Source organism: Luteimonas flava, assembly GCF_036584485.1.
In the GTDB taxonomy this organism is placed as follows: domain Bacteria; phylum Pseudomonadota; class Gammaproteobacteria; order Xanthomonadales; family Xanthomonadaceae; genus Luteimonas; species Luteimonas flava.
On sequence record NZ_JAZHBM010000001.1, the window covers coordinates 1,255,390 to 1,280,338 of the forward strand.

Annotated in this window: 18 protein-coding genes; 13 read left to right on the plus strand and 5 right to left on the minus strand. The window is 68.0% G+C overall.

The features are described from left to right. Nucleotides 1-79 precede the first annotated feature (79 nt). Nucleotides 80-1,495, minus strand: a complete 1,416-nt coding sequence (locus V3391_RS05940) for a class II fumarate hydratase (RefSeq protein ID WP_332077480.1) — start codon at nucleotides 1,493-1,495, stop codon at nucleotides 80-82. A gap of 120 nt (nucleotides 1,496-1,615) precedes the next feature. On the opposite strand from V3391_RS05940, the gene purB reads away from it, so the two are divergent. The 12 genes from purB (at nucleotide 1,616) to V3391_RS06000 (ending at nucleotide 14,946) form a co-directional block, all read left to right on the plus strand. Next, nucleotides 1,616-2,998, plus strand: coding sequence for an adenylosuccinate lyase (gene purB / locus V3391_RS05945; protein ID WP_332077481.1), 1,383 nt, complete (start codon nucleotides 1,616-1,618; stop codon nucleotides 2,996-2,998). A 76-nt stretch (nucleotides 2,999-3,074) separates the two neighbouring features. Next, nucleotides 3,075-3,605 carry a DUF3060 domain-containing protein gene (locus V3391_RS05950; RefSeq protein WP_332077482.1) on the plus strand — a complete coding sequence of 177 codons (531 nt, stop codon included), beginning with the start codon at nucleotides 3,075-3,077 and terminating at the stop codon, nucleotides 3,603-3,605. 16 nt (nucleotides 3,606-3,621) lie between these two features. After that, nucleotides 3,622-4,020: a VOC family protein gene (locus tag V3391_RS05955; protein ID WP_332077483.1), complete on the plus strand. Its 399-nt coding sequence runs from the start codon at nucleotides 3,622-3,624 to the stop codon at nucleotides 4,018-4,020. Nucleotides 4,021-4,265: 245 nt separating this feature from the next. Then, nucleotides 4,266-5,486 (plus strand): cupin domain-containing protein, encoded by a 1,221-nt coding sequence (locus tag V3391_RS05960; protein WP_332077484.1) that lies wholly within the window; start codon nucleotides 4,266-4,268, stop codon nucleotides 5,484-5,486. Continuing rightward, on the plus strand, nucleotides 5,483-6,394 hold the full coding sequence (locus V3391_RS05965; RefSeq protein WP_332077485.1) for a GNAT family N-acetyltransferase: 912 nt from the start codon (nucleotides 5,483-5,485) through the stop codon (nucleotides 6,392-6,394). The genes V3391_RS05960 and V3391_RS05965 overlap by 4 nt, the downstream gene beginning before the upstream one ends. A gap of 199 nt (nucleotides 6,395-6,593) precedes the next feature. Beyond that, the gene (locus V3391_RS05970; protein ID WP_332077486.1) at nucleotides 6,594-9,434 is read left to right on the plus strand and encodes a 2-oxoglutarate dehydrogenase E1 component; all 2,841 of its coding nucleotides are present in this window, start codon (nucleotides 6,594-6,596) and stop codon (nucleotides 9,432-9,434) included. A gap of 57 nt (nucleotides 9,435-9,491) precedes the next feature. Beyond that, nucleotides 9,492-10,730, plus strand: a complete 1,239-nt coding sequence (gene sucB, locus V3391_RS05975) for a dihydrolipoyllysine-residue succinyltransferase (protein ID WP_332077487.1) — start codon at nucleotides 9,492-9,494, stop codon at nucleotides 10,728-10,730. Between the two features lie 119 nt (nucleotides 10,731-10,849). Continuing rightward, nucleotides 10,850-12,286, plus strand: coding sequence for a dihydrolipoyl dehydrogenase (gene lpdA / locus V3391_RS05980; RefSeq protein WP_332077488.1), 1,437 nt, complete (start codon nucleotides 10,850-10,852; stop codon nucleotides 12,284-12,286). Nucleotides 12,287-12,400: 114 nt separating this feature from the next. After that, on the plus strand, nucleotides 12,401-12,994 hold the full coding sequence (locus tag V3391_RS05985) for an LOG family protein (protein ID WP_332077489.1): 594 nt from the start codon (nucleotides 12,401-12,403) through the stop codon (nucleotides 12,992-12,994). Between the two features lie 195 nt (nucleotides 12,995-13,189). Continuing rightward, nucleotides 13,190-13,483, plus strand: a complete 294-nt coding sequence (locus tag V3391_RS05990) for a GIY-YIG nuclease family protein (RefSeq protein ID WP_332077490.1) — start codon at nucleotides 13,190-13,192, stop codon at nucleotides 13,481-13,483. Between the two features lie 19 nt (nucleotides 13,484-13,502). Beyond that, the gene (locus V3391_RS05995; RefSeq protein ID WP_332077491.1) at nucleotides 13,503-14,495 is read left to right on the plus strand and encodes an acrylyl-CoA reductase family protein; all 993 of its coding nucleotides are present in this window, start codon (nucleotides 13,503-13,505) and stop codon (nucleotides 14,493-14,495) included. A 67-nt stretch (nucleotides 14,496-14,562) separates the two neighbouring features. Further along, a complete protein-coding gene (locus V3391_RS06000) occupies nucleotides 14,563-14,946 on the plus strand; it encodes a response regulator (RefSeq protein WP_332077492.1) in 384 nt (127 codons plus the stop codon). A gap of 93 nt (nucleotides 14,947-15,039) precedes the next feature. On the opposite strand, the gene V3391_RS06005 is transcribed toward V3391_RS06000, so the two are convergent. Further along, the gene (locus V3391_RS06005; RefSeq protein WP_332077493.1) at nucleotides 15,040-15,945 is read right to left on the minus strand and encodes a DnaJ C-terminal domain-containing protein; all 906 of its coding nucleotides are present in this window, start codon (nucleotides 15,943-15,945) and stop codon (nucleotides 15,040-15,042) included. Between the two features lie 138 nt (nucleotides 15,946-16,083). Beyond that, the gene (locus V3391_RS06010; protein ID WP_425497202.1) at nucleotides 16,084-16,587 is read right to left on the minus strand and encodes an Hsp20/alpha crystallin family protein; all 504 of its coding nucleotides are present in this window, start codon (nucleotides 16,585-16,587) and stop codon (nucleotides 16,084-16,086) included. 138 nt (nucleotides 16,588-16,725) lie between these two features. Here V3391_RS06010 and V3391_RS06015 point away from each other — a divergent pair, with 138 nt between their 5' ends. Continuing rightward, nucleotides 16,726-17,208 (plus strand): peroxiredoxin, encoded by a 483-nt coding sequence (locus tag V3391_RS06015; protein WP_332077494.1) that lies wholly within the window; start codon nucleotides 16,726-16,728, stop codon nucleotides 17,206-17,208. Nucleotides 17,209-17,344: 136 nt separating this feature from the next. On the opposite strand, the gene pbpC is transcribed toward V3391_RS06015, so the two are convergent. After that, complete coding sequence (gene pbpC / locus V3391_RS06020) at nucleotides 17,345-19,732, minus strand: penicillin-binding protein 1C (RefSeq protein ID WP_332077495.1); 2,388 nt, start codon at nucleotides 19,730-19,732, stop codon at nucleotides 17,345-17,347. A 128-nt stretch (nucleotides 19,733-19,860) separates the two neighbouring features. Beyond that, nucleotides 19,861-24,786: an alpha-2-macroglobulin family protein gene (locus V3391_RS06025; protein ID WP_332077496.1), complete on the minus strand. Its 4,926-nt coding sequence runs from the start codon at nucleotides 24,784-24,786 to the stop codon at nucleotides 19,861-19,863. Between the last annotated feature and the right edge of the window lie 163 nt (nucleotides 24,787-24,949).

Here is a 24,949-nt window from a genome sequence, read left to right on the forward strand (position 1 = left end):
CGCAGACACCCGGCGCTCGTTGCATGAAACGGAAAAGACCGGCCATTGGCCGGTCTTTTCCGTTGGAACACTCGAAGACTCAGCCGCCGCCGCTGGCGCCTTCGTGGATGCCGCCCTTGGTCAGTTCGGCGGGATCGAGCAGGAATTCGAGTTCGGCATCCGACAGACCGCTGTCCTCGCGGGCGATGTCGAGTACCGGGCGCTGTTCCTTGTAGGCGCGCTTGGCGATCGCCGCGGCCTTTTCGTAGCCGATGATCGGGTTGAGCGCGGTGACCAGGATCGGGTTGCGCGCGAGCGCGGCATCGACGTTCTCGCGGCGCACCTTGAGACCGGCGATCGCGTCGTCGGCCAGCAGGCGGGTGACATTCGACAGCAGCTGGATGGATTCGAGCAGATTCGCCGCGATCAGCGGCAGCGCCACGTTGAGCTGGAAGTTGCCGGTCTGCCCGGCGACCGTGATCGCGGCGTGGTGGCCGATGACCTGCGCGGCGACCATGACCGTGGCCTCGGGAATCACCGGATTGACCTTGCCCGGCATGATCGAACTGCCCGGCTGCAGCGCCGGCAGTTCGATCTCGCCGAGGCCGCCGAGCGGCCCGGAGTTCATCCAGCGCAGATCGTTGGCGATCTTGATCAGCGCAACCGCGAGTGCATTGAGCTGGCCCGACAGTTCGACGGCGTCGTCCTGTGTCGCGATGCCTTCGAACTTGTCCTGCGCCGAATCGAAACTCGTGCGGGTCAGCGTGGAAAGCGCCCGCGCGACCTTCTTGCCGAACTGCGGATGCGCGTTGATGCCGGTGCCGATCGCGGTGCCGCCGATCGGCAGGCGACGCAGGCGCTTGAGCGCATCGCTCAGGCGCGCTTCGGCGGATGCCAGTTGCGACGACCACGCGCCGAATTCCTGCGCGAACGTCAGCGGCATCGCATCCATCAGATGCGTGCGACCGGTCTTGACCACCTTGCCGAGCGAACGGCCGCGCTTGTCGATCGTGCGACGCAGGTGCTTGAGCGCCGGCAGCAGATCCTCGACCACGGCCAGCTGCGCGGAGACGCGGATCGCCGTCGGCACCACGTCGTTCGAGCTCTGGCCCAGATTGACGTGGTCGTTGGGATGCACCCTGCGCGTGGCGGTCGAGGCCAGCGTCGCGATGACCTCGTTGGCATTCATGTTCGACGAGGTGCCCGAGCCGGTCTGGTAGATGTCGACCGGAAAATGCGCGTCGTGCTTGCCATCGGCGACTTCGAGCGCCGCGGCGCGGATCGCCTTGCCGGACTTTTCCGGCAACAGACCCAGACCCGCATTGACCTCGGCGGCCGCGGCCTTGACCAGGCCCAGCGCACGGATGAAACCGCGCGGCATCGGCCGGCCGGAAATCGGGAAATTCTGCACGGCGCGCTGGGTCTGCGCGCCCCACAGGGCGTCAGCGGGGACCTGCAGCTCGCCCATGCTGTCGTGTTCGGTACGGAACGCATTCGCGTCGTGGGTCTTGCGCATCGATTCGGCTCCAGAGGGGGAATGACTCGGCTGGCACGGTCGCTGGCGTCGTGTCCGCAGGATACGCGAGGGCCGTACAGGCTAAAATGACGGCTTCGCCCGCTGCGCCCCACGCCTCCCATGTCCGACACCCAGAAGACCGAAGCCGCCCTGCTCGCCCTGTCGCCGCTCGACGGCCGCTACGCCACCAAGGTCGATGCACTGCGTCCGATCTTCTCGGAGTACGGGCTGATCCGCGCCCGCGTGCGGGTGGAGATCGAGTGGCTGCTGGCGCTGGGCGACGAGCCGGGCATCGCCGAACTGCCTGCGTTCGACGACGCGCAGCGCGCCCGCCTAAAGTCGCTGGCCGAGGACTTCTCGGTCAGTGATGCCGCGCGCGTCAAGGCGATCGAACGCACCACGAACCACGACGTCAAGGCGGTCGAGTACTTCGTCAAGGAGCAGCTCAAGGATGATGCCGCGCTGGCGCCCTCGCTCGAGTTCGTGCATTTCGCCTGCACCAGCGAGGACATCAACAATCTGTCCTACGCCCTGATGCTGGCCGAAGCGCGCCGGGACGTGCTGCTGCCGACGCTCGACACGCTGATCCAGACACTGCGCACGATGGCCCACGACCACGCCGCGCTGCCGCTGCTGTCGCGCACCCACGGCCAGACCGCATCGCCGTCGACCGTCGGCAAGGAACTGGCGAACGTCGTCGCCCGTCTGCAGCGCCAGAGCGAACAGCTGTGGGACGTCGCGCTGACCGGCAAGATCAACGGCGCGGTCGGCAACTACAACGCACACGTCGTCTCGTATCCGGATGTCGACTGGCCGGCGTTCTCGCAGCGCTTCGTCGAATCGCTGGGCATCGAGTTCAATCCCTACACCACCCAGATCGAGCCGCACGACTGCGTGGCCGAGATCAGCGACGTGCACAAGCGCATCAACACGATCGGCATCGATCTGTGCCGCGACATCTGGGGTTACATCTCGCTCGGTTACTTCAAGCAGGCCTTGAAGGAAGGCGAAGTCGGCAGCTCGACGATGCCGCACAAGGTCAACCCGATCGATTTCGAGAACGCCGAAGGCAACTTCGGCATCGCCAATGCGCTGTTCGAGCATTTCGCCGCCAAGCTGCCGATCAGCCGCTGGCAACGCGACCTGACCGATTCCACCGTGTTGCGCGCGCTGGGCACCGCATTCGGCCACACGTTGATCGCACTCGATGCGCTGCAACGTGGCCTGGGCAAGCTCAGCGTCAACCCCGAGCGCCTCGCCGCCGATCTCGACGCCTCGTGGGAGGTGCTGGCCGAAGCCGTACAGACGGTGATGCGCCGCCACGGCCTGCCCAACCCCTACGAGCAGCTCAAGGCACTGACCCGCGGCCAGGGCATCACCGCCGAGTCGATGCGCAGCTTCGTCGACGGGCTGGACCTGCCGGCCGAGGACATGGCGCGGCTGCGCGATCTGGTGCCGGGTGGCTACACCGGTCTGGCCGAGCAGCTCGCCCGCGGCATCTGACGTCCCGATTGCGCGACGCGGACTGAACATCCGCGTCGCTAGGCTCGCGGCGACTTCACTCGCCGACGGGACCGCCATGCGACATCTTCCGCTGCTGCTCTGCCTCACCGCCTTCTCGTTGACCGCCTGCGATCGACAGCCGTCACCGGCCGACGCATCGGCTGGCGCATCGCCGACGCAGGCCGCGTCGCAGGGTGCATCCGCAGCGGTGTCCGGCGTGCTGACCGATCCCGCCAGCGGGGCGCAGTGCAGCGGCCAGGACGTGGCGATCACCCGAGACGGCTTCGATCTCGTCTTGAACGGCGACTGCGGCGCCGTGGTCATCACGGCGTCCGATGGCGCGGTCAATGTCGAACATGCGACCTCTGTACGAGTGGAAGGCAGCCAGGTGACCGTGCTCAACAGTCACGTCGGCAACGTCGACGTCCGCGGCACCGACAACACCTTGAACCTGACCGAGGTCGACGCGCTGGAGATCTCCGGCGATCGCAATACGGTGCTCGCGCGGCGGATCGACCGGGTGACGTTCACCGGCGCCTCGAACGTCGTCAATCCCGACAACACGCCGGCGCTCGAGGATTCGGGAACCGGCAATCGTGTGATGTGACGCGGCGCGCCGGCCCATGCGCATCCTGCTCAATCTCGACGTCGACGATCTCGACCGCGCGCTGGCGTTCTACGTCGCCGCGTTCGGACTGATGCCCGGGCGGCGCTTCGGCGAACACGGCGTGGAGCTGATGGGCGCCGATGCGCCGCTGTACCTGCTGCGCAAGTCGGCAGGCAGCACCGGCGCAGGCAACGCACCGCGTGATTACGCACGGCACTGGATGCCGCTGCACCTCGATGTCGTCGTCGACGATCTCGATACGGCGTTGACCCGGGCGCTCGCCGCGGGCGCCGTGCAGGAAGGTGCCATCCGCGACGAGGCCTATGGGCGGATCGTGCAGCTGGCCGACCCGTTCGGACATGGGTGGTGTCTGCTGGCCTTCAGTCCGCGCGGGTATGACGCGATTGCGACATGACGCGATGGGATGCGAGATAGCTGGCTACGCTCTGGTCGTCATCCCGGCGAAGGCCGGGATCCAGTGACTTGTCCCTATCAACGCGCCGAAGTCACTGGATTCCGGCCTCCGCCGGAATGACGGGGATTCAGGCTTCTGACGAATCCAACCTCGTCAGGGAACCGGGATAGAGGTGCTTGAAGAAGCACTGCGCGTACCGCTGAACCCGTCGAGCCCGTCCCCGTTTTCGCGTAGGCTCCCCGCCCATGAGCAGAGCCCCCCTCCCCTTCGAAATCGATGCCCGCCGCTTCGCCGGCGACGGCCCGCTGGGCATGCCCGCCGAGCAGTTCCTGCGCAATTACTGGCAGAAGCGGCCCTTGCTGATCCGCAATGCGTTTCCGGACCTTGAAAGCCCGCTGCAGCCCGAGGATCTCGCCGGTCTGGCCTGCGAGGAGGTCGCGCTGTCGCGCCTGATCCGTCACGACCGGGCGCACGATGGCTGGCAGGTCGAAACCGGACCGTTCGACGAGGACCTGTTCCCCGGTCTCGGTGATCGCGACTGGACGCTGCTGGTGCAGGACGTCGACAAGTGGGACGCCGATGTCGCAGCGTTGCTGCCGCATTTTTCTTTCCTGCCGCGCTGGCGCATCGACGACATCATGGTCAGCTTCGCCGCGACCGGCGGTTCGGTCGGCGCGCACGTCGACCAGTACGACGTGTTCCTGCTGCAGGGCCAGGGCCACCGCCGCTGGCAGATCGACGCGTCCGACGCGATGGGCCGCGGCGTGCCGCCGCAGGCGTTCCGCGACGATGTCGAACTGCGGCTGCTGCGCGAGTTCACGCCGACCCACGAGTGGGTGCTCGGTCCCGGCGACATGCTGTATCTGCCGCCGATGGTGCCGCACCACGGTGTGGCCGAAGATCCCTGCCTGACGTTCTCGGTCGGCATGCGCGCGCCGTCGGTCAGCGAACTGATGGGCGACTACATCGACACGCTGGCCGCGGACGCCGACGAATCGATCCGCTATCACGACGAGACGCTGCAGCCGCCGGCCGATCAGAACGAGATCGATGCCGATGCGATGACGCGCGTCGTCGAAGCGCTCAACGTGATGCGCATGAAGGATCCCGATCGCCTCGGCGACTGGTTCGGCAGCTTCATCACCGGCTACCGCAACGCGCAGCAGGTCGTCGCCGGCGGCGCGGCCCCGCCGCGCATCGAACTCGAATGGTTGCTGTCGCAGGGCCAGGCGGTGCTGCACCGCAATCCCTTCAGCCGGATGGCCTGGCGTCGGGCCGGAGACGGCGCACGCCTGTTCGTATCGGGCACGGCGTGGCCGCTGCCGCTGCGCGATGCACGCACCCTGGCCGCGGAAGCGCAGATCGACGGCCGCGCGTACGCGGCGCTGTCGGGCGCGGGACGCGAGGCGGTGCTCGAGCTGCTGGCCGAGGGGCACTACACCCTGCTGGACGCGGATTCCGAATGAGCGCGGCGGCGCCGTTCCGGGTCGCCATCGTCACCGGTGCCGGTGACCTGACAGCGGCGCATGCGGTGCGCACCGCGGTCTTCGTCGACGAACAGGGCGTGCCCGCGGACCTCGAACGCGACGCGCTCGATGCCCTGAGCCGGCACGTCCTCGCGACCGCTGCCGATGGCACGCCGATCGGTGCCGGTCGCATCGCACCCGACGGCCGTATCGGCCGGCTCGCGGTGCGCAGCGACTGGCGCGGTCGCGGCGTCGGCGATGCGATGCTGCGTGCCCTGCTCGAGGCCGCACGCGAGGCCGGACTGCGCGAGACCTATCTGCATGCGCAACTGCAGGCGATGGCGCTGTACGCACGCGCCGGTTTCGTCGCCGAAGGCGCGCGCTACGAGGAAGCCGGCATCGCGCATCGCACGATGCGACGGGTCGCCGGTGCAGCCTTCCCGGTCGACGATCTCGCCGCGGCCGTCGATGCGACCGTCACCCTCGTGTCCGCCGCGCGCCGGTCGCTTTGGCTGCGCAGTCGCGATCTCGACCCCGGCCTTTACGACCATCCCGACGTGCTCGCCGCACTGCGTCGCTTCGCGACCGGTGGCCGCGGCGTGCAGATCCAGGTGCTGCTGCACGATCCCGCCAGCGTGCAGCGACGCGGCTCGGCGTTGCTGGCGTTGTCGCAGCGGCTGAGCAGTGCGTTCGCCTTCCGCGCGGTCGAGGATGCGGTGGATCGCGAGTACGCCGGGGCGTTTCTGGTCAACGATGCCGGCGGCTTCCACGTGCGCGCGCTCGGACATCGCGTCGACGGTGAAGCGGCGACCGATCTGCCCGGCCGCGCCCGTCAGCTGGCGCAACAGTTCGCGCCGGTGTGGGAACGTTCACGCGCCTGCAGCGAGTTCCGCGCACTGGGGATCTGAGGCGTTTGCGTCGTTTCGACGTCGTCCGGACGCGCCGCGGACGCTGCGTTGCGCGCGCGCCGGGGTGTCTCGATGGTGCATCGCGGCGAACGACGCGCGTATACTGTGCGGCGTCGTTTCGCGCCAGATCCCGCCTGTTTTCCGGAGATCGCTCCGGGTCCGGCCCTGCCCCCCTCCAAACGAGCCCGAATTCCCCGACGTGGACAGTCTCCTGAAGCAGTTTGCGCAGTCCTCCCAGTTCGGCGCCAATGCCGCCTTTATCGAAGACCTGTACGAGCAGTACCTCGTCGATCCCGACAGCGTCGGTTCGGACTGGAAGCGGTGGTTCGACGCTTTCAAGGGTCGTGAAGCCGGCGATGTTCCCCATTCCGCAGTGCTCTCGGCCGTGGCCGAAGCGGGCCGCAAGGCCGCCCGCGGCATCGTCGAGGCGACGCCCGGCGGCGCTGGCGACGAGCGCGAGCGCCACGTCGGCCGTCTGATCACGGCGTACCGTTCGCGCGGCCACCTCGGTGCGAAGCTCGATCCGCTGGATCTGGCGCCGCCGCTCAATCCGCCGGATCTGGGCCTGGCCTTCCATCAACTGACCGATGCCGACCTCGACGACGAGTTCAGCACCGGCGGCGTGGCCGGCCAGCCGCGGATGAAGCTGCGCGACCTGCTCGCGCTGCTCAAGACCACCTACTCCAGCCAGATCGGCGCGGAGTTCATGCACATCCCCGACTTCGAACAGCGCAGCTGGCTCTACCAGCGCCTGGAGAATGCCGGTGGCCGCTTCGCGCGCAGCGAAGCGGAGAAGAAGCGCATCCTCGAACGCCTGACCGCGGCCGAGGGTCTCGAGCGTTATCTGCACACCAAGTACGTCGGCCAGAAGCGCTTCTCGCTCGAAGGCGGCGACGCGCTGATTCCGCTGCTCGACAGCGTGATCCAGCGCGCCGGCAAGGAAGGCGTCAAGGACATCGTGATCGGCATGGCCCATCGCGGCCGTCTCAACGTGCTGGTCAACACGCTCGGCAAGAACCCGCGCAAGCTGTTCGACGAGTTCGAAGGCAAGTTCGACCACCACGACACCGATCGCGCCCACACCGGCGACGTGAAGTACCACATGGGCTTCTCGGCCGATCTGGCCACGCCCGGCGGTCCGGTGCATCTGGCGCTCGCGTTCAACCCGTCGCACCTGGAGATCGTCAACCCGGTGGTCGCCGGCAGCGTGCGTTCGCGCCAGCACCGCCGTCGCGACACCGAGCGCAAGCTCGTGCTGCCGGTGCTGCTGCACGGCGACGCGGCCTTCGCCGGCCAGGGCGTCAACATGGAGCTGTTCCAGATGTCGCAGGCCCGCGGTTTCGCGGTCGGCGGCACGGTGCACGTGGTCATCAACAACCAGGTCGGCTTCACCACCAGCGATCTGCAGGACGCGCGTTCCACGCTGTACTGCACCGACGTCGCCAAGATGGTCGGCGCGCCGATCCTGCACGTGAATGCCGACGATCCGGAAGCGGTCGTCTACTGCGCCGAGCTCGCCTACGACTTCCGTCAGCAGTTCGGCAAGGACGTGGTCATCGATCTCGTCTGCTACCGCCGTCACGGCCATAACGAGGCCGACGAGCCCGCAGCGACGCAGCCGCTGATGTACCAGGTCATCCGCAAGCACCAGACCCCGCGCGAGCTCTACACCGCGAAGCTGGTTGCCGAAGGCGTGATGGCCGAGGCCGACGCCAAGGCGATCGTCGACGGCTACCGCAACAAGCTCGACGCGGGTGAAGTCACGGTCGAGCTGGCCGACGCCAAGCCGAGCGACTACGAACTGACGATCGACTGGGATCCTTATCTCGCCGGCCGCCTGACCGACACGCTCGACACCACCGTCTCGGTCGACAAGCTGAAGGCACTGGCGACGCAGATCACCACGCTGCCCGAGTCCGTCACCCTGCAGGCGCGCGTCGCCAAGATCTACGACGACCGCCGCAAGATGGCCGCCGGCGAACAGCCGGGCGACTGGGGCTTCGCCGAGAACCTCGCCTACGCCACCCTGCTCGACGCCGGCCACCGCCTGCGCCTGGTGGGCCAGGACAGCGGCCGCGGCACGTTCTTCCACCGCCACGCGGTGCTGCACGACCAGAAGACCGGCGGCAACTACATGCCGCTGCGCGAACTGGTGCAGAACCCCGAAGACGCCACGATCATCGACTCGCTGCTCAGCGAGGAAGCGGTCATGGCGTTCGAGTACGGCTACGCGTCGTCGGAACCGGGCACGCTGTGCATCTGGGAAGGCCAGTTCGGCGACTTCGCCAACGGCGCCCAGGTGGTCATCGACCAGTTCCTGTCGTCGGGCGAAGCCAAGTGGGATCGCCTCTGCGGTCTGGCGCTGTTCCTGCCACACGGCTACGAAGGCCAGGGCCCCGAGCACAGCTCGGCGCGTCTGGAGCGCTTCCTGCAGCTGTGCGCGCTGGAGAACATGATGGTCTGCGTGCCGACCACGCCGGCGCAGGCCTTCCACATGATCCGTCGCCAGCTGTGCATGACCACGCGCAAGCCGCTGGTGGTGATGACGCCGAAGTCGCTGCTGCGCCACAAGCTGGCCGTGTCTTCGCTCGAGGAGCTGGCCAACGGCGAGTTCCAGCACCTGATCCCCGACACCGACGCCGACCCGAAGAAGGTCACGCGCGTGGTCGCATGTTCGGGCAAGGTCTATTACGACCTGCTGGAAGAGTCGCGCAAGCAGGGCCTCGACAACGTCGCACTGCTGCGCGTGGAGCAGCTGTATCCGTTCCCGCGCGAACTGCTGGCGGCCGAGCTCAAGCGCTTCCCGAAGGCCACTGAAGTCGTCTGGTGTCAGGAAGAACCGCAGAACCAGGGCGCCTGGTACCAGATCAAGCACCACCTCGAGTTCTGCTCGGGTGCCAAGCAGTCGGTGCATTACGCCGGTCGCGCGCGTTCGCCCTCGCCCGCCGTCGGTCATTTCAACGACCACGTCGCCGAGCAGACGCAGCTGATCGCCGATGCGCTGGTGAACGATCTCGCCGGCAAGGTCCTCGCCGAGTAATCCGGCGCGTACCCCGCTCACCCATTCCCCACATTCAACGCTTTTCCAGGAAGCCACATGGCCACTGAAATCAAAGTCCCGGTCCTGCCCGAATCCGTCTCCGACGCGACCATCGCCACCTGGCACAAGAAGGCCGGCGATGCGGTCAAGCGCGACGAGAACCTCGTCGACCTGGAGACCGACAAGGTCGTCCTCGAAGTCCCGTCGACCGTCGACGGCGTGCTGAAGGAAATCAAGTTCGAGGAAGGCGCGACGGTCAACAGCGCGCAGGTCATCGCGATCATCGAGGAAGGCGCCGCCGCGGAAGCGCCGGCCGCCGAATCGGGCGCCAAGGACAAGGAGGCGCCGGCCGCCGGTGCCGAGGAAGTGCAGCCGAAGTCGGAAGCCAAGAAGGCCGACGACAAGGCGCCGGCCTCGACCAAGCCGCAGACCTCGTCGGGCAAGAACGACGGCCTGCCGCCGGGCGCGCGCTTCACCGCCGAGACCAAGGGCATCGACGCCTCGCAGGTCGAAGGCACCGGCCGCCGCGGCGCGGTGACCAAGGAAGACCTGCTGAACTACGCATCGGGCAAGACTCCCGGCGTGTCCGGCGGCGCACGTCCGGAAGAGCGCGTGCCGATGACCCGCATCCGCAAGACCATCGCGGCGCGCCTGATGCAGTCGAAGGAATCGATCGCGATGCTGACCTCGTTCAACGAGGTCAACCTGGGCAAGGTGATGGCGCTGCGCAAGGAGCTGGGCGAACAGTTCCAGAAGGACCACGGCATCAAGCTCGGCTTCATGAGCTTCTTCGCCAAGGCCGCGGCCAATGCGCTGGCCAAGTATCCGGTGGTCAACGCCTCGGTCGACGGCAACGACATCATCTATCACGGCTACGCCGACATCTCGGTCGCCATTTCGACCGATCGCGGCCTGGTGACGCCGGTGCTGCGCAACGTCGAGCGCCAGGGCTTCGCCGAAATCGAGCAGGGCATCGCCGATTACGCCAAGAAGGCGCGCGACGGCAAGCTGGGCCTGGACGATTTGCAGGGCGGCACGTTCACGATCACCAACGGCGGCACCTTCGGTTCGCTGATGTCGACGCCGATCGTCAACCCGCCGCAGTCGGCGATCCTCGGCATGCACTCGATCAAGGAGCGCGCCATCGTCGAGAACGGCCAGGTGATCGCCGCGCCGATGATGTATCTGGCGCTGTCCTACGACCACCGCATCATCGACGGCAAGGACGCGGTGCTGTTCCTGGTCGACATCAAGAACCAGCTGGAGAACCCGCACCGCATGCTGCTCGGCATGTGATGCGCCGCGAGCCCCCTCCACGGAGGGGGTTCGCACTTGTGGCGCCCGCGCCGCACCCCCAAATTCGCCACATCGGCATCCTGCCCTCCACCGCAGGCATCGAAAGAAGGAATCCCCCCATGGCTGAACAATTCGACGTCGTCGTTATCGGTGCCGGCCCGGCCGGCTACCACGCCGCCATCCGCGCCGCGCAGCTCGGCAAGACCGTCGCCTGCATCGACGCCGCGCTGGGCAAGGACGGCAAGCCGGCCCTCGGCGGCACCTGCCTGCGCGTGGGCTGCATTCCGTCGAAGGCGCTGCTCGATTCCTCGCGCCAGTTCTGGAACATGGGCCACATCTTCGGCGACCATGGCATCAGCTTCAAAGACGCGAAGATCGACGTCGAAGCGATGATCGGTCGCAAGGACAAGATCGTGAAGCAGTTCACCGGCGGCATCGCGATGCTGTTCAAGGCGAACAAGGTCACGCCGTACTACGGCTTCGCCACGCTGCATGCGAACCGTCTGGTCAAGGTGAAACAGCACGACGGTTCGGAGATCGAGCTGACCGGCGCCAACGTCATCATCGCCGCGGGTTCGGATTCGATCGAACTGCCGTTCGCGAAGTTCGACGGCGACACCATCGTCGACAACGTCGGCGGTCTGGACTTCACCGAAGTGCCCAAGCGCCTGGCCGTCATCGGCGCCGGCGTGATCGGCCTGGAGCTTGGCAGCGTGTGGAAGCGCCTCGGCAGCGAGGTCACGATCCTCGAAGCCCTGCCCGACTTCCTGGCCGCGGCCGATGCCGAAGTCGGCAAGGTCGCGCTGAAGGAATTCAAGAAGCAGGGCCTGGACATCAAGCTCGGCGCGAAGGTCTCCAAGACCGAGATCACCGGCAAGGGCAAGAAGAAGGAAGTCGTCGTCAGCTACACCGACGGCAGCGGCGAGCAGACGCTCACCGTCGACAAGCTACTGGTCGCCGTGGGCCGCAAGGCCGCGAGCAAGGGCCTGCTGGCCGACGACAGCGGCGTGAAGCTGACCGATCGCGGCCAGATCGAAGTCGACGACCACTGCCACACCGGCGTCGACGGCGTGTGGGCGGTCGGTGACTGCGTGCGCGGCCCGATGCTGGCACACAAGGGCTTCGAGGAAGGCATCGCGGTCGCCGAGCTGATCGCCGGCCTGCCGGGCCACGTCAACTTCGACACGATTCCGTGGGTCATCTATACCGAGCCGGAACTGGCCTGGGTCGGCAAGACCGAGCAGCAGCTCAAGGCCGAAGGCATCCCGTACAAGGCCGGCAGCTTCCCGTTCGCCGCCAACGGCCGCGCGGTCGCGATGATCGAGGCCACGGGCTTCGTCAAGGTGCTCGCGCACGCTGAAACCGATCGCGTGCTCGGCATGCACCTCGTCGGCGCCAACGTCTCCGAGCTGGTCCACGAAGGCGTGCTGACGATGGAGTTCAGCGGCTCGGCCGACGACCTCGCCCGCATCTGCCACGCGCATCCGTCGCTGTCGGAAGTGGTACACGACGCGGCGATGGCGGTCGACAAGCGGTCGATCCACAAGGCGAACTGAGTGCCATCGCCTTGACACGGAAGGCTCCGCCCAGGCGGAGCCTTCCTGCTTTCCGGCCCGGCAAACCGTCTGTACGACACCGGGCGATCACCTCCGACTACAAGGACATCCCTGATGAAATCGATCTGCGTCTACTGCGGCTCCAACGCCGGCAGCAAGCCCGTCTATGCCGAACGCGCGATGGCGCTGGGCGACCGGCTCGCGAAAGACGGCCTGCGTCTGGTCTACGGCGGCGGCAACGTCGGCCTGATGGGCACCGTGGCCAATGCCGTGCTCGAAGCCGGCGGGCAAGTGACCGGCGTGATCCCGCAGCAGCTCGCCGATTGGGAAGTCGCGCACCGCGGCCTCACCGAACTCGAGATCGTCGATTCGATGCACGCCCGCAAGATGCGCATGTTCGAACTCTCCGACGGCTTCGTCGCCCTGCCCGGCGGCTTCGGCACGATGGAAGAGATCTTCGAGATGCTGACCTGGCGCCAGCTCGGCATCGGCAACAAGCCCTGCGCGTTTCTCGACATCGACGGCTTCTACGCCCCGCTGATCGGGATGATCGACCGCATGGTCGAAGAGCGCTTCCTGCACCCCGACCAGCGCGCCGACCTGTGGTACGGCAGCGACATCGACGAGATGCTGGCGTGGATGCGGGCGTACGAGCCGGCGCAGGCGAGCAAGTGGATCGACGAGAAGCGGCGCAGTGTTGTGAAGTGAGTTGTTTGCGGGCTGCCCGAGCAGACGCCCGTCACCTCAATTCCAAGTCGCTGGATCCCGGCATTCGCCGGGATGACGAGCGATAAATCTGACGCGCACATACTCCGTCGTTCCGGCGAATGCCGGGACCCAGCGACTGACCGCACTGCCACCCGCTGACTAGCATCGAATAACGATGTTCCGGGGAGCGAGCGCATGCAGGGACGGATTGCTTGCGTCTACATGCTGGCGAGCGACCGCAACGGCACGCTCTACATCGGAGTGACCTCGGACCTCATCCAGCGTGTCTGGCAACACAGAAACGGGTTGGCCGCCGGCTTCACCCGACGACACGGAATCCACATGCTCGTCTGGCACGAAGTCCACGAGACAATGGAATCCGCGATCGCACGCGAAAAGTCACTCACAGAGTGGAAGCGTGCCTGGAAACTCGCGCTGATCGAAGACACCAATCCATATTGGCACGACCTGTATCCTGACCTCATCTGACGCCACCGAGGTCTTGAGGATGCCCATCCCCGCCCGTTTCGACGCCTTCCGCATCCACAACGACGACGCCGGTTATCGCAGCGGCATCGAGCAGATCGCCATCGATGACCTCGCAGACGGCGAGATCGACATCGCGGTCGCGCATTCGTCGGTGAACTTCAAGGACGCGCTGGCGGGCACCGGCAAGGGCAAGATCCTGCGGCGCTTTCCGCTGGTCGGTGGCATCGACGTTGCCGGCCACGTCGTCGCCTCGCGCGACCCCGTGTTCAAGGAAGGCGATGCGGTGCTCGTCACCGGCAGCGGCCTGTCCGAGACGCGCGACGGCGGCTACACGCAGTACGCGCGTATCGAGGCCAAGTGGGCCGTGCCCCTGCCTGCCGGGTTGAGCCTGCGCGAGAGCATGATCCTCGGCACTGCCGGGTTCACCGCCGCGCTCGCGTTGCTGCGCATGCACGAGAACCGGCAGACGCCCGCGCTCGGCCCGCTCGCGGTGACCGGCGCGACCGGCGGCGTGGGGTCGCTCGCGGTCGACATCTTCAGCAGCGCGGGCTTCGAAGTGCACGCCGTCAGCGGCAAGGCCGAGCATGCGAATTATCTGAAAATGATCGGCGCATCCGAGGTGCTCGGACGCGATGCGCTGGGTACGACGCGACCTATGGAGTCCGCGCGTTTCGGTGGCGGACTCGACAACGTCGGCGGCCCGATGCTGGTCAGTCTGCTCGCGCAGACCGAACCTTACGGCAACGTCGCCAGCGCCGGTCTCGCGGCGAGCGCAGACCTCGGTGCGACCGTGATGCCCTTCATTATCCGCGGTGTTTCGCTGCTCGGCGTCGCATCGGCGGGTACCGCGCGCGATGTGCGCGACGCGGTCTGGCAGCATCTCGCCAGCGACTGGAAGCCGCGCCATCTCGATGCGATCTGCACGCGCGAAGTCGGCCTGTCGGAGCTGCCGGACGTGTTCGACACGATGCTCGACGGCGGGTCGTTCGGTCGGACGCTCGTCACGCTTTGATATCCGCTGCGCGCGCGAGCGCTGAATGCGCGGATAGAATCGCAGTCGTCATATCGAGGGGGAATCGATGGCACGCATTCTGATCGTGGACGACTCGCCGTCCCAGCTGATGGGCATCCGGCGCATCGTCGAAAAGCTCGGCCACGAGGCACTGACCGCGGAGGACGGCCAGGCCGGCGTCGACGCGGCCAAGCGCGAATTGCCGGACCTCATCCTGATGGATGTGGTGATGCCGAACCTCAACGGTTTCCAGGCCACGCGTTCGATCACGCGCGAGCCGACGACCGCACACATCCCGGTGATCCTGGTGACCACCAAGGACCAGGACACGGATCGCGTCTGGGGCATGCGCCAGGGCGCGAAGGCCTATCTCACCAAGCCCTTCAGCGAAGTCGAGCTGTCGGACGCGATCCTCAAGACGATCGGAGGCGGCGCCGCGCCGGCTGTCTGAGTCCGCGCTGATGCAGTCAGATCAGGATGATGCGGCCGGGTTGGCCGCTCTCGATGATCCGGTTCCTGCCCCTGCAGGCGGGGCATTCGCCGTCTACTTCTTCCCGACCGCAAACGAATCGCGCAGCGCCTCGTAGGCCGCGACCTGCTGCATGTCGTTCGCGACCGGCGCCTGGATCTCGAGTTCGACGATCTGGTCGCCATCCGGCGCGCCGCCGGCGCCCGGCAATCCACGACCGCGCAGACGCAGCTTGCGTCCGGCTTCCGAACTCGCCGGGATCTTCAGATCCACATGCCCGCCGAGCGTCGCCACACTGATCGTCGCGCCGAGCGCCGCATCCCAGGGCGCGATCGGCAGCGTGTGGATGATGTTGCGACCGTCGACTTCGAAATCCGGGTGCGCGGCGTATTCGATCTCCAGCAGCAGATCGCCGCCGTGCTGGCCCTGCCGCGGCAGACGCACGACCTGACCCGGCCGGATGCCGCGCGGAATCTTCACCTCGAAGGTCTTGCCCATCACCGGCACGCGCACGCTGTCGCCGCGGTAGATGGTCTCCAGTGTCACCGCCAGTCGCGCGCGCGTATCGCCGCGCGGCTGCGGGCCACCTCGACCGGGCTGCTGCGGACCGGCATAACCGCCCGCGCGCCGGCCGAACATCTGTTCGAAGAAATCGCTGAACCCGCCGCCCGCGCCACCGCCGGCGAAGATCTCGTCGAAATCCACGCCGCCGGGGCCACCACCGAATCCGCCCGGCGGCGGCTGCACGTCGTCGCCAGGCCGGTAGCCGCGCGCGCGCAGGCTGTCGTAGGCCTTGCGCTTCTCCGGGTCGCGCAGCGCCTCGTAGGCCTCGTTGACCGACTTGAAGGTGTCTTCGGCCCCCGGCTCCTTGCTGACGTCCGGGTGGTACTTGCGCGCGAGCCGGCGGTAGGCGGTCTTGATCTCCGCGTCGCCCGCGTTCGGCTCGACGCCGAGAATCTCGTAGTAATCCTTGAACTGCATCTGTTTTGCGTCCGGTGCGGGCGCATGCCCGTCAGGAATGGAACGCCACGATCGGCGACGGCCCGCAGGATACCTGCAGGCCGTCGCCGCGTCGTGGATACCGCAGCTGCAGATGACGCAGCCAAGGTCGATCGACCGTTACTGGCGCGTGCCCGCCTCCGGCGCGGCGCCGACCTGGATGCGGCGCGGCGTGGACTCGGCGCGCTTGGGAATGCTGATCTCGAGCACGCCGTGATGGCCGCTGGCGGTGATCGCATCGGCGTCGGCGCTGTCGGGCAGCGTGAAGCGACGATGGAAGCGACCGGTGTTGCGCTCGACGCGCGAGAACCGCACTTCATTGGCGTCGCCGTCGGTGGCGTCCTGGCTCGCAGGCGCACGTTCGCCCTTGAGGCTCAGCACGCCCTTGTCCATCCAGATCTCGACCTGCGCCGGATCGATGCCCGGCAGGTCGGCGAGGATCACGAACCGCGAGCGCTCCTCGCGGATGTCGACGCGCGGCGTCCACTCGCTGGTGACGACCGACGATGCATCGGCATCACCGTGGACGAATTGCTGCAGGAACTGGCGCATCTCGTCGTGCAGACGCGGCGAGGTGTCGCGGGCTAACGGACGGGCGACGGCGCGGAACGCTTCATGGCGCATGGAATGACTCCGGACTGGGGGCGGCACCGGTGGCCGCGATGTCCCCGATCTGGGTGCCGGCGCGGGGCTTTCAAGCATCGCCGCGGGCTCACGCCACGAGCGGCTAGACTTCCGTTCACCCTCCCCGGAACACCCCCCATGACCATCCAGATCGGCGACACGATTCCCGAAGTCGCGCTCAAGCACATCCACGACGGCGTCCGCGTCGTCGACACCCCGACGTTGTTCACCGGCAAGCAGGTCGTGCTGTTCGCGGTGCCTGGCGCGTTCACGCCAACCTGTTCGGAACATCACCTGCCCGGCTTCGTCGAGCACTTCGAGACTTTCCGCAAGCGCGGCATCGACGTGATCTGCATCGCCGTCAACGATCCCTTCGTGATGCAGGCCTGGGGCGATAGCGTCGGCGTGCCGGACGGTCTGCAGATGGTGTCCGACGGCAACGGCGATCTGGTCAAGGCGATGGGCCTGGAAATGGACGCCAGCGCCTACGGCATGGGCCTGCGCGCGAAGCGCTTCGCGCTGTATGCGGACGACGGCGTGGTGAAGCAGCTGTTCGTCGAAGCGCCGGGCGAGTTCAAGGTGTCGTCGGCGGAGCATGTGCTGGCGCACTTGGCTGTCTGACGCCAGACGTCGTCGCTCCAACGCAAGCTGGGGAGGGGTTCGCTTTCGGTTTCAACGTCGGAAACAGGAACAGACTGGATTCCAGCCTTCGCTGGGGTAACGGTCGATACGCCCGCGAGGCTTTTCGATCAGAGCCTCACTCCGCCACCCGGAACGCCACAGTCCGCCACGCCCCGTCATCCGCGAGCGCGGTCAGCGTATGCGCGCCCGGCGTGTCGAACTCGTGCCGCAGCCACTGCGTGCCGCGCGTTTCGCCGATCCAGCGGCCGTCGAGCAGCCACTGCACGCGACCTTCGCTGCCGAGTGCACGCAGCAGCAGGCGCACGCCATGGGTGCTGTTCGGTGGCCGCGCCAGCAGGGTGCCGGGCGTCAGGCCTTCGATGTGCAGCGCCTCGGACGCGTCGCGGCCGTCGGGCGCGCAGTCCGGCGACAGCGCGGGCGGTCTCGATGCCTGGCGCGCCGTTGCCGGCAACCACGGCGCCACGAGCGCCGGCCAGCGGGCGACCTCGGCGCTGCGTCGCACGTGCGTCGCGCTGCACTCGGCGGACAGGCGCAAGCCGCTGCTCGCATCGACATCGAAACGCACCACGCCCGCGCCCCAGCGACTCGCATCGCGCTCCGGCAGCGTCGGCGGCACGTTGCCGTCCAGCGTCCAGGCATCGCGGCGGCGCTGGCACAGCGCGGCGCTCTGCGTGTCCGCAGCGGTACCGAGCGGCCAGCAGATCTCGATTTCGCGCACGTTGCGCGGGGGCGGCGTGCGCACCGCGTCGGCGCGATCGCGCGGCAGGCTGTCGACGGTCTCGAACAGCAATGGCAGCGCGGTGACCGCGCCGTACTGGCCCGGCAGCGGCGTGCCGTCCGGTCGCCCGACCCACACGCCGACCGTGTAGCGATGCGTGCCGCCGATCGCCCAGGCGTCGCGGTAGCCGTAGCTGGTGCCTGTCTTCCACGACACGCGTGGACGGCTGCCGGTGTCGAAGGTCTCGATGCGCTCGCCGGGTCGCGGATTCGATTCGAGGATCTCGCGCACGATCCACGCCGCGCCCGGTGACATCAGCCGACGTTCGACCAGGGGCGCCTCGGGCGTCAGCCGCACGCGGCCGGCGATGCCGTCGCGATGCAAGGCGGCGTGCGCGCCGACCAACTGTTCCAGCGTCGCGCCCGTGCCGCCGAGGATCAGCGACAGGTTCGGCGCCGCGCCACGCGGAAAGCGCAGGGTCACCCCGGCGTTCTCCAGCCGCGCCGCGAAGCGCGCGGGCCCGACGCGATCGAGCAGATCGACGGCAGGCACGTTGAGCGACAGTCGCAATGCGTCGTCCGCCGCGACCGGTCCGTTGAACGCGGCGTCGAAGTTGCCGGGGCGGTAGCCGTCGAAGGACTGTGGCGCATCGCTCATCAGGCTGCCGGAATGGATCAGGCCGTCGTCGAGGGCCATGCCGTAGAGGAACGGTTTGAGCGTGGAGCCCGGGGAGCGCCACGCGCGCACCATGTCGACATGCCCGAGTCGCGCGCGCTCGCCGAACGCGACCGAACCGACATAGGCCTGCGCCTCCAGTGTTCGGTTGTCGACGACGAGCAGCGCGGCCGAGGTACGCTCGGGCAGTTGCGAAAAGTAACTCGAGACGCGCTGTTCCAGCACGCGCTGCAGACCGATGTCGATCGTCGACACGATGTGCGCTTGTCGCGGCGCGGCTTCGCGCAGGCGCTGCGCGAGCAAGGCGGCGTGCATCGGCTGACGCAGGCTGCGCGCGACGACCGCTTCAACCTTGGCATCGTCGACCTCGGCGCGCGACCACACACCCAGCGTCGCCATGCGCGCGAGCACCTTGTCGCGTGCAGCGCGTGCGGCCTCGGGTTCGCGATCCGGACGCAGCCGGCTCGGCGCCTGCGGCAGTACCGCGAGCAATGCGGCCTCGGCGTGCGAGAGCTGCGCGGCCGGCTTGCCGAGATAGGCCCAGCTCGCGGCTTCCACACCTTCGATCGTCCCGCCGAACGGCGCGCGGGTGAGATACAGCGCGAGGATCTCGTCCTTGGACAGATGCACTTCCAGCTGCACCGCGCGCAGCATCTGCACGAGCTTGCCGCCGACCGTGCGGCCACGCGGCACCGGATCGAGGATGCGCGCGACCTGCATCGTCAGCGTCGAACCGCCCGAGACGATGCGCCCGCCACGCATCCACTGGCCGCCCGCCCGCATGAGCGCCCAGGGATTGATGCCGGGATGCCGGCGGAACCAGCGGTCCTCGTAACCGAGCAACGCCTGCAGATACAGCGGCGACACCGTGTCCGGGGTGGCCGGATGCCGCCACACGCCGTCGGCATCGGCGAACGCGCGCAGTGGCGTGCCGTCGCGCGCGACCACGACGACGCTGGTATCGGCGCGTGTCGGCAGTTGCGGCGGGAATGCGAGATCGAGCAACAGCAGTATCAGCAGCACGGCAGCCGTGCCCCATCGCAGCCACGGCGCGACGCGCTGCCACACCTGCCCTGTCCGGCTGCGCCGGTTCACGCGTGGATCGGCCAAGACGCTGGATCCCGCCTACGCGGGGTTCCCGACCAACGGTTGTCTGGACACGAAGGCGGAGACGACCTGCATCTCCGCCGTCATCGACCCGGCCGACGCCGGCGCGCAGCGGTCATCGAACCCGCCGCTCAAGGCTGCACCACCGTGATCCGCGCGGGCACCGACGTCCCGACACCCCGCAACTGCGGCCGGTACATGTCCTCGACCAGCGGCGGCGGCGCGGTGTAGGTGCCGGGGCTGACGGCGCGCACGAGGTAGAACACGCGCGCGGTGCGGCCGCTGTCGAGCTTGAGCGCGGCGACGTAGCGGTCGTCGCGGTACTCCTCGTGCTGCACCGTCGCCGCGCTGCCGCGCTCGGTGATCTGGATGCCGTCGACGACGACGTCCGCCCCCTGCTTCGCATCGCCGAGGTTGAAGTTCTCGACTTCCAGGCCTGCCGGCAGCAGATCGGTCAGCAGTGCATCGGGCATGTCGCGGTCGGCGACGACCGAGACGGCGACGATCAGCGCCTCGCCTTCCTTCAGTGGTCCGGGCGTCCACGGCTTGCCGTCGGTGCCGTAGAGCCGGCGCTCCACTTTGATGACGCTGGCATCTGCGGCCGGCGCCTGACGCGGCACGCCGGCGACGTCGATGTTCGCGTACATCGGGGGTTCGCCCCGCGGGGTGAAGCGCACGCCGCGGCGCAGGCCGGCTTCGTCGTAGGCGCGGCCGACGATCGTCGCGGCCGCCACGGCCTCGTCGACATCGCCTTCGCGCAGCGTGCCGCCGACGCGCTTGCGCTGGTCGGACGACAACGCACGGCCGAGGCGCGCGAGTGCGATCTGCTCCTGCGTGCTGAGATACATCCAGCCGCGGTTGCGACGCACGTCGACCTCGCGGCCGATGTCGATCGCGCGCGCGTCGAACGCGGGCTTGGCGACGCCGCGTTCGTGGGTCAGGGCGATCATCAGCGAAGCATCGCGCAGTGGCGTGCCGTAGTCCCACAGATAGCCCGGACGGTCACCCTTGAAGTCGAACCCGGCCTGGATGGCCCGCTCACCGCGGGCCTTGTCGCCCTGCAGCGACAGCGCGAGGCCCAGGTGCACCAGGGGCAGGCCGCTGAGCGTGCGGCCGCGGTCGTTGTCGTAGAGCGCGCGCAGCGTACCCAGCGGCGCGCGGTTCACCCGTGCGAGCACGTAGCCGGCGTAGGCGCGATACGCGAAGCGCAGATGCTCGCGATGGTCCTGGCCGTAGAACTCGTTGCCGCCCGAGAGCAGATCCTCGCCGAGACGCTCCAGCGACTTCTGCAGCACCGCGTCGGGCACCGCGAAGCCGGCATCGCGCGCGTCGAGCAGGAACTCGACGATGTACGGGGTCAGCATCGGATTGACGTAGCCGTCGCTGCCCCACATCGAGAAGTGCCCGGTGCCGACCTGCATCGATGCGAGCCGTCCGAATGCGGCCTCGACGAACTGCCGGCGCTTGGCCGCGTCGACGCCCTGGATGCCGAGCATCGACACCGTGGCGTCGTCGAGCTGCAATGCTGCGTAGCCGCGGCTCGTGGTCTGCTCCGCGCAGCCGTAGGGATACGACAGCGCGCCGGTGATCGCGGCCGCGAACGGAATCGGCGGCAGTGCGCTGACGGTGAAACGCGCATTGACCGAGCCGGCCATCAATCCGTCCATCAGGCCGGTATCGAGCGTCACCGGGGTCGCGCCGTCGAGCACGCGGGTGCTGGATCGCAGCACCGCCGGCCAGGCCGGCCGCACCGGCAGGTCGTAACTGCGGTCGACGCGGACACCGGTGCCGTTCACGCGCACCCGCACCTTGGCGACGGTGTAGCCCTCCTGCGCGGTCAGCGGAAAGCTCAGCGTGGCCTTGCCGTCGACGCCCAGGTCCACCTTGCGGCTGCCCTCGCCGATCGCCAGTGGACCGACGCCGTCGACGCGCACATCGAAGCTGCCGGCACGTCCGCTGAAATTGCTCAGATCCAGTGTCACCGTGCTGGTGTCGCCCGGCGCCATGACCCGCGGCATGCTGGCCTCGGCGACCAACGGCGCGCGTACCACGGTTTCGACATCGCGGCTGCCGTAGCGGTCCGCCGACCACACCAGCGCGGACACCCGCAGCGTGCCGTTGAAATCCGGTAGTTGCAGCGGCACGCGCGCATTGCCGCGCGCATCGAGCTTCACCGGTCCTGCGAACAGATCGACCGTCTGCACGCGCGCGGTCGGACGCCGCGCCTGCGGCAACGCGGCGAGCGGCGCATCGCCGCCGAAGCGCAGGCGCGCGGTGCCGCCTTCGAAACTCTCGATCACGCGGCCGTAAAGATCATAGGCATCCACGCCGAACCGGCGCTGCGCGAAGAAGTGCGTCCACGCATCGGGCACCGGGAAACGGGTGATGTTGAGGATGCCGACATCGACCGCGGACACCGTGACCCAAGCCTCCTGGCCGGCCAGCTGCGGCGCGCTGACGGTGACCTGCATCGGGCCTTCGGGCCGGATCAGATCCGGCGCCTTCAGGCCGACGGCGACACGTCGCTCACGCCGTTCCATCGGCACGTGCGCCACGCCGACCGCGCGTGCCGGCGTGACCGTGCTGGTCGCGCTGCCGCCGCGGAACACCAGCGCGGTCACGTAGACATCGTGACGCTCCCAGTCCTCGGTGACCGGGATGTCGAAGGTGGTGCCCGGCTTGGCGTCGATTTCCTGCAGATAGAGCATGTGGTCGCTTTCGACCATCAGCAGACCCTTGCCCGGATGCGGCGGCGTCACCGTCACGCGCATCGTGTCGCCGGCGCGATAGCCGGCCTTGTCGAGCGCGACCTTGACCTTGTCGGGGCGTGCATCGAGGCCACGGTTGCCGTCGTCCCAGCTCCAGCCGGCGCGGAAGGGATAACGCGAGACCAGCTTCGTCGCCGGGTCCTCGACATCGATCCGGTACTCGCCCCACTCCACCGGAAAATCGAAGCGCATGGCATCGCTGCCGGCATCGAGCGTGCGCGTCTCCACCGTCTCGAAGCGACGGGTGAATTCGTAGCGCCAGCCGGCATCGTCGTTGCGCCAGTGGTAGTCGCGATGCTCGCGGACCAGCGAGACCTTGAGCCCGGCCTGTGGACGCGGCTTGCCGTCCGCGCCGACGCGCACCAGTTCGAAACGCGCATTGGTGTTGGGGTCCGCGCCGTCGTCGGGCTCGAACAGCGGACGCACGCCGACCAGCGCATCGGCCGGCCACAACACGCGTTTGAGCGTGCGGTTGACGCTACGGCCACCGGTCTCGTACAAGCTGCCGGACACGATCGCGGCGATCGGCGTGGTGGGCTTGGCTTCTTCCGGCAGCGGGATGTCCGCGGTCAGGCGCCCCTGCGCATCGAACGTGCCTTCGACGACGTCCTTGGCCTCGCGCGGCAGGTCGACGGTCGCATCACCGAACACGAAACCCGGCAGGCCTTCGACCGGCGAGCGCTCCACGGCGAGCGCCAGGCGCGCGGTGAACCGGTTGCCGCTCGCGGGCGCGCCGTAGAGATACGCGCCGGTCGCCTGCAGCTTCAGCGGCTCACCGGGACGCAGCACCGCTTGCGCGTCGAGATCGAGCTTCATGCGCTCGGGCAGGAATTCCTCGATGCGCAGCGTCATGCCCTGCACCGCGTCGCGCGCGGCGGGATCGGTGCGGAATTCGACGCGCCAGCTGCCGGTCGGCGCATCGACCGGAATCTCGCGCTCGAACCGGAAGTAGCCGCTCTCGCCTGGCTCGACGCGCGTCTCGAAGAAGGTCTTGCCGTCGGGCTGGCGCAGACGCGCGAATAGCGACTGCGAGCGTCCGTCCTTCGCCGCGACCGGTCGTCCGTCCTGGTCGCGCAGCAGTGCCGACACGCGCACGGTCTCACCCGGGCGATACAGATCACGACCCGACCAGGCGAACACGTCGAACCAGGCCTGCTCGCGGCCACTGACCGCGAACTCCGACAGGTCCAGCGCCGGCTGGTTGAACGGCAGCAGCGACACATCGCTGGCACGGCTCGCGACCAGCACATGGCCGGCGTCGAGCGTGTAGTCGAGCATCGCATTGCCCTTGGCATCGGTACTCGCGCGATAGATGGTCGCGCCCTTGGCGTCGAGGACCTTCAGCTCCGTGCTGCCGATCGGCGCGCCGTTCTGCAGCGATGCGGTGTGCACGAACAGCTTTTCGCCGTAGGCGCGCGCGTGCAGGCCGATGTCGCTCACGGTGAAGAACGCGGTTTCGTACTGGTCCTCGAACGCGCCCGCGCGCTTCATCACCGCGAAGTACAGGCCCGGCTGCTGCAGCTCGCGGATCTCCTGCAGCGGCAGATAGGTCAGCACGCGTTCGTTGCGCGCGCCGTCGATCGCGAATCGGTTGACGTAGACCGGCTTGGCCAGCTTCGACAGCGGTGTGTTCTCGCCCCAGCGGTTGTCGAGTTCCCAGCTGCCACGGCGGCCGCCGCGCTGGTACTGGGTCAGGAATGCGGGCAGTGATTCGTCATCGACGCGCAGGAATTCGACATCGACCTCGGCGACGTTGATCGAGACGATCGGCAGGCCGCGCGATTCCTTCGCCGGCAGCACGCTGCCCTGCGAGGCGAAACCGACGACGGGGTCGAGCTCGCCGGTGAACACCTTGCGCTCCACATCGGCGCCGAGCGTGTCGCCGCCGGCCGAGGCCAGCGTGCCCGACAGACGCACGGTGTAATCGCGGTTCGCCTCGACGTGCGGAAAACGCAAGGTCTTGCCGTCGTCGTCGAGCGTCCAGCTGCCCTCGCGGGCGGCGCCGTCGGCGAAGGTCACCAGCGCGTCGAAATCCTGGGTGCCGACCAGGGGTTCGGAGAACTCCAGCGCCAGCGCGAGCGACCCGTCGCGCTGGTCGGGAAAGGCACGTACCAGGCCGAAGCCTTCGATCGTCTCGCGGTCGGTCTGGATCGCCTCGCCACTGACGGCGGGCGTCTGGCCGGCCGTGTCGCGCTTGCAGGCCGTCAGGCCGAACGCGAGGAGCAGGACGGCGAGGCCTGCCAGCAGATGACGCGTGCGCAGCGACGCGCGTTCGGTTCCGAAGGACATCCGCTGTGCTCCGCTAGGCGTTGGTCGCGAGTATAGGCCGCGGCTGCGACCTTCCGGAGACAGTCGATTGGCGGATCGGGTCGCGATTCGGCGTGGCGCCGGGTCAGGGTTCGCAGGCGGCCCTGAAACGAAGAAGGGCCGGCAGTGCCGGCCCTTCTCCCTC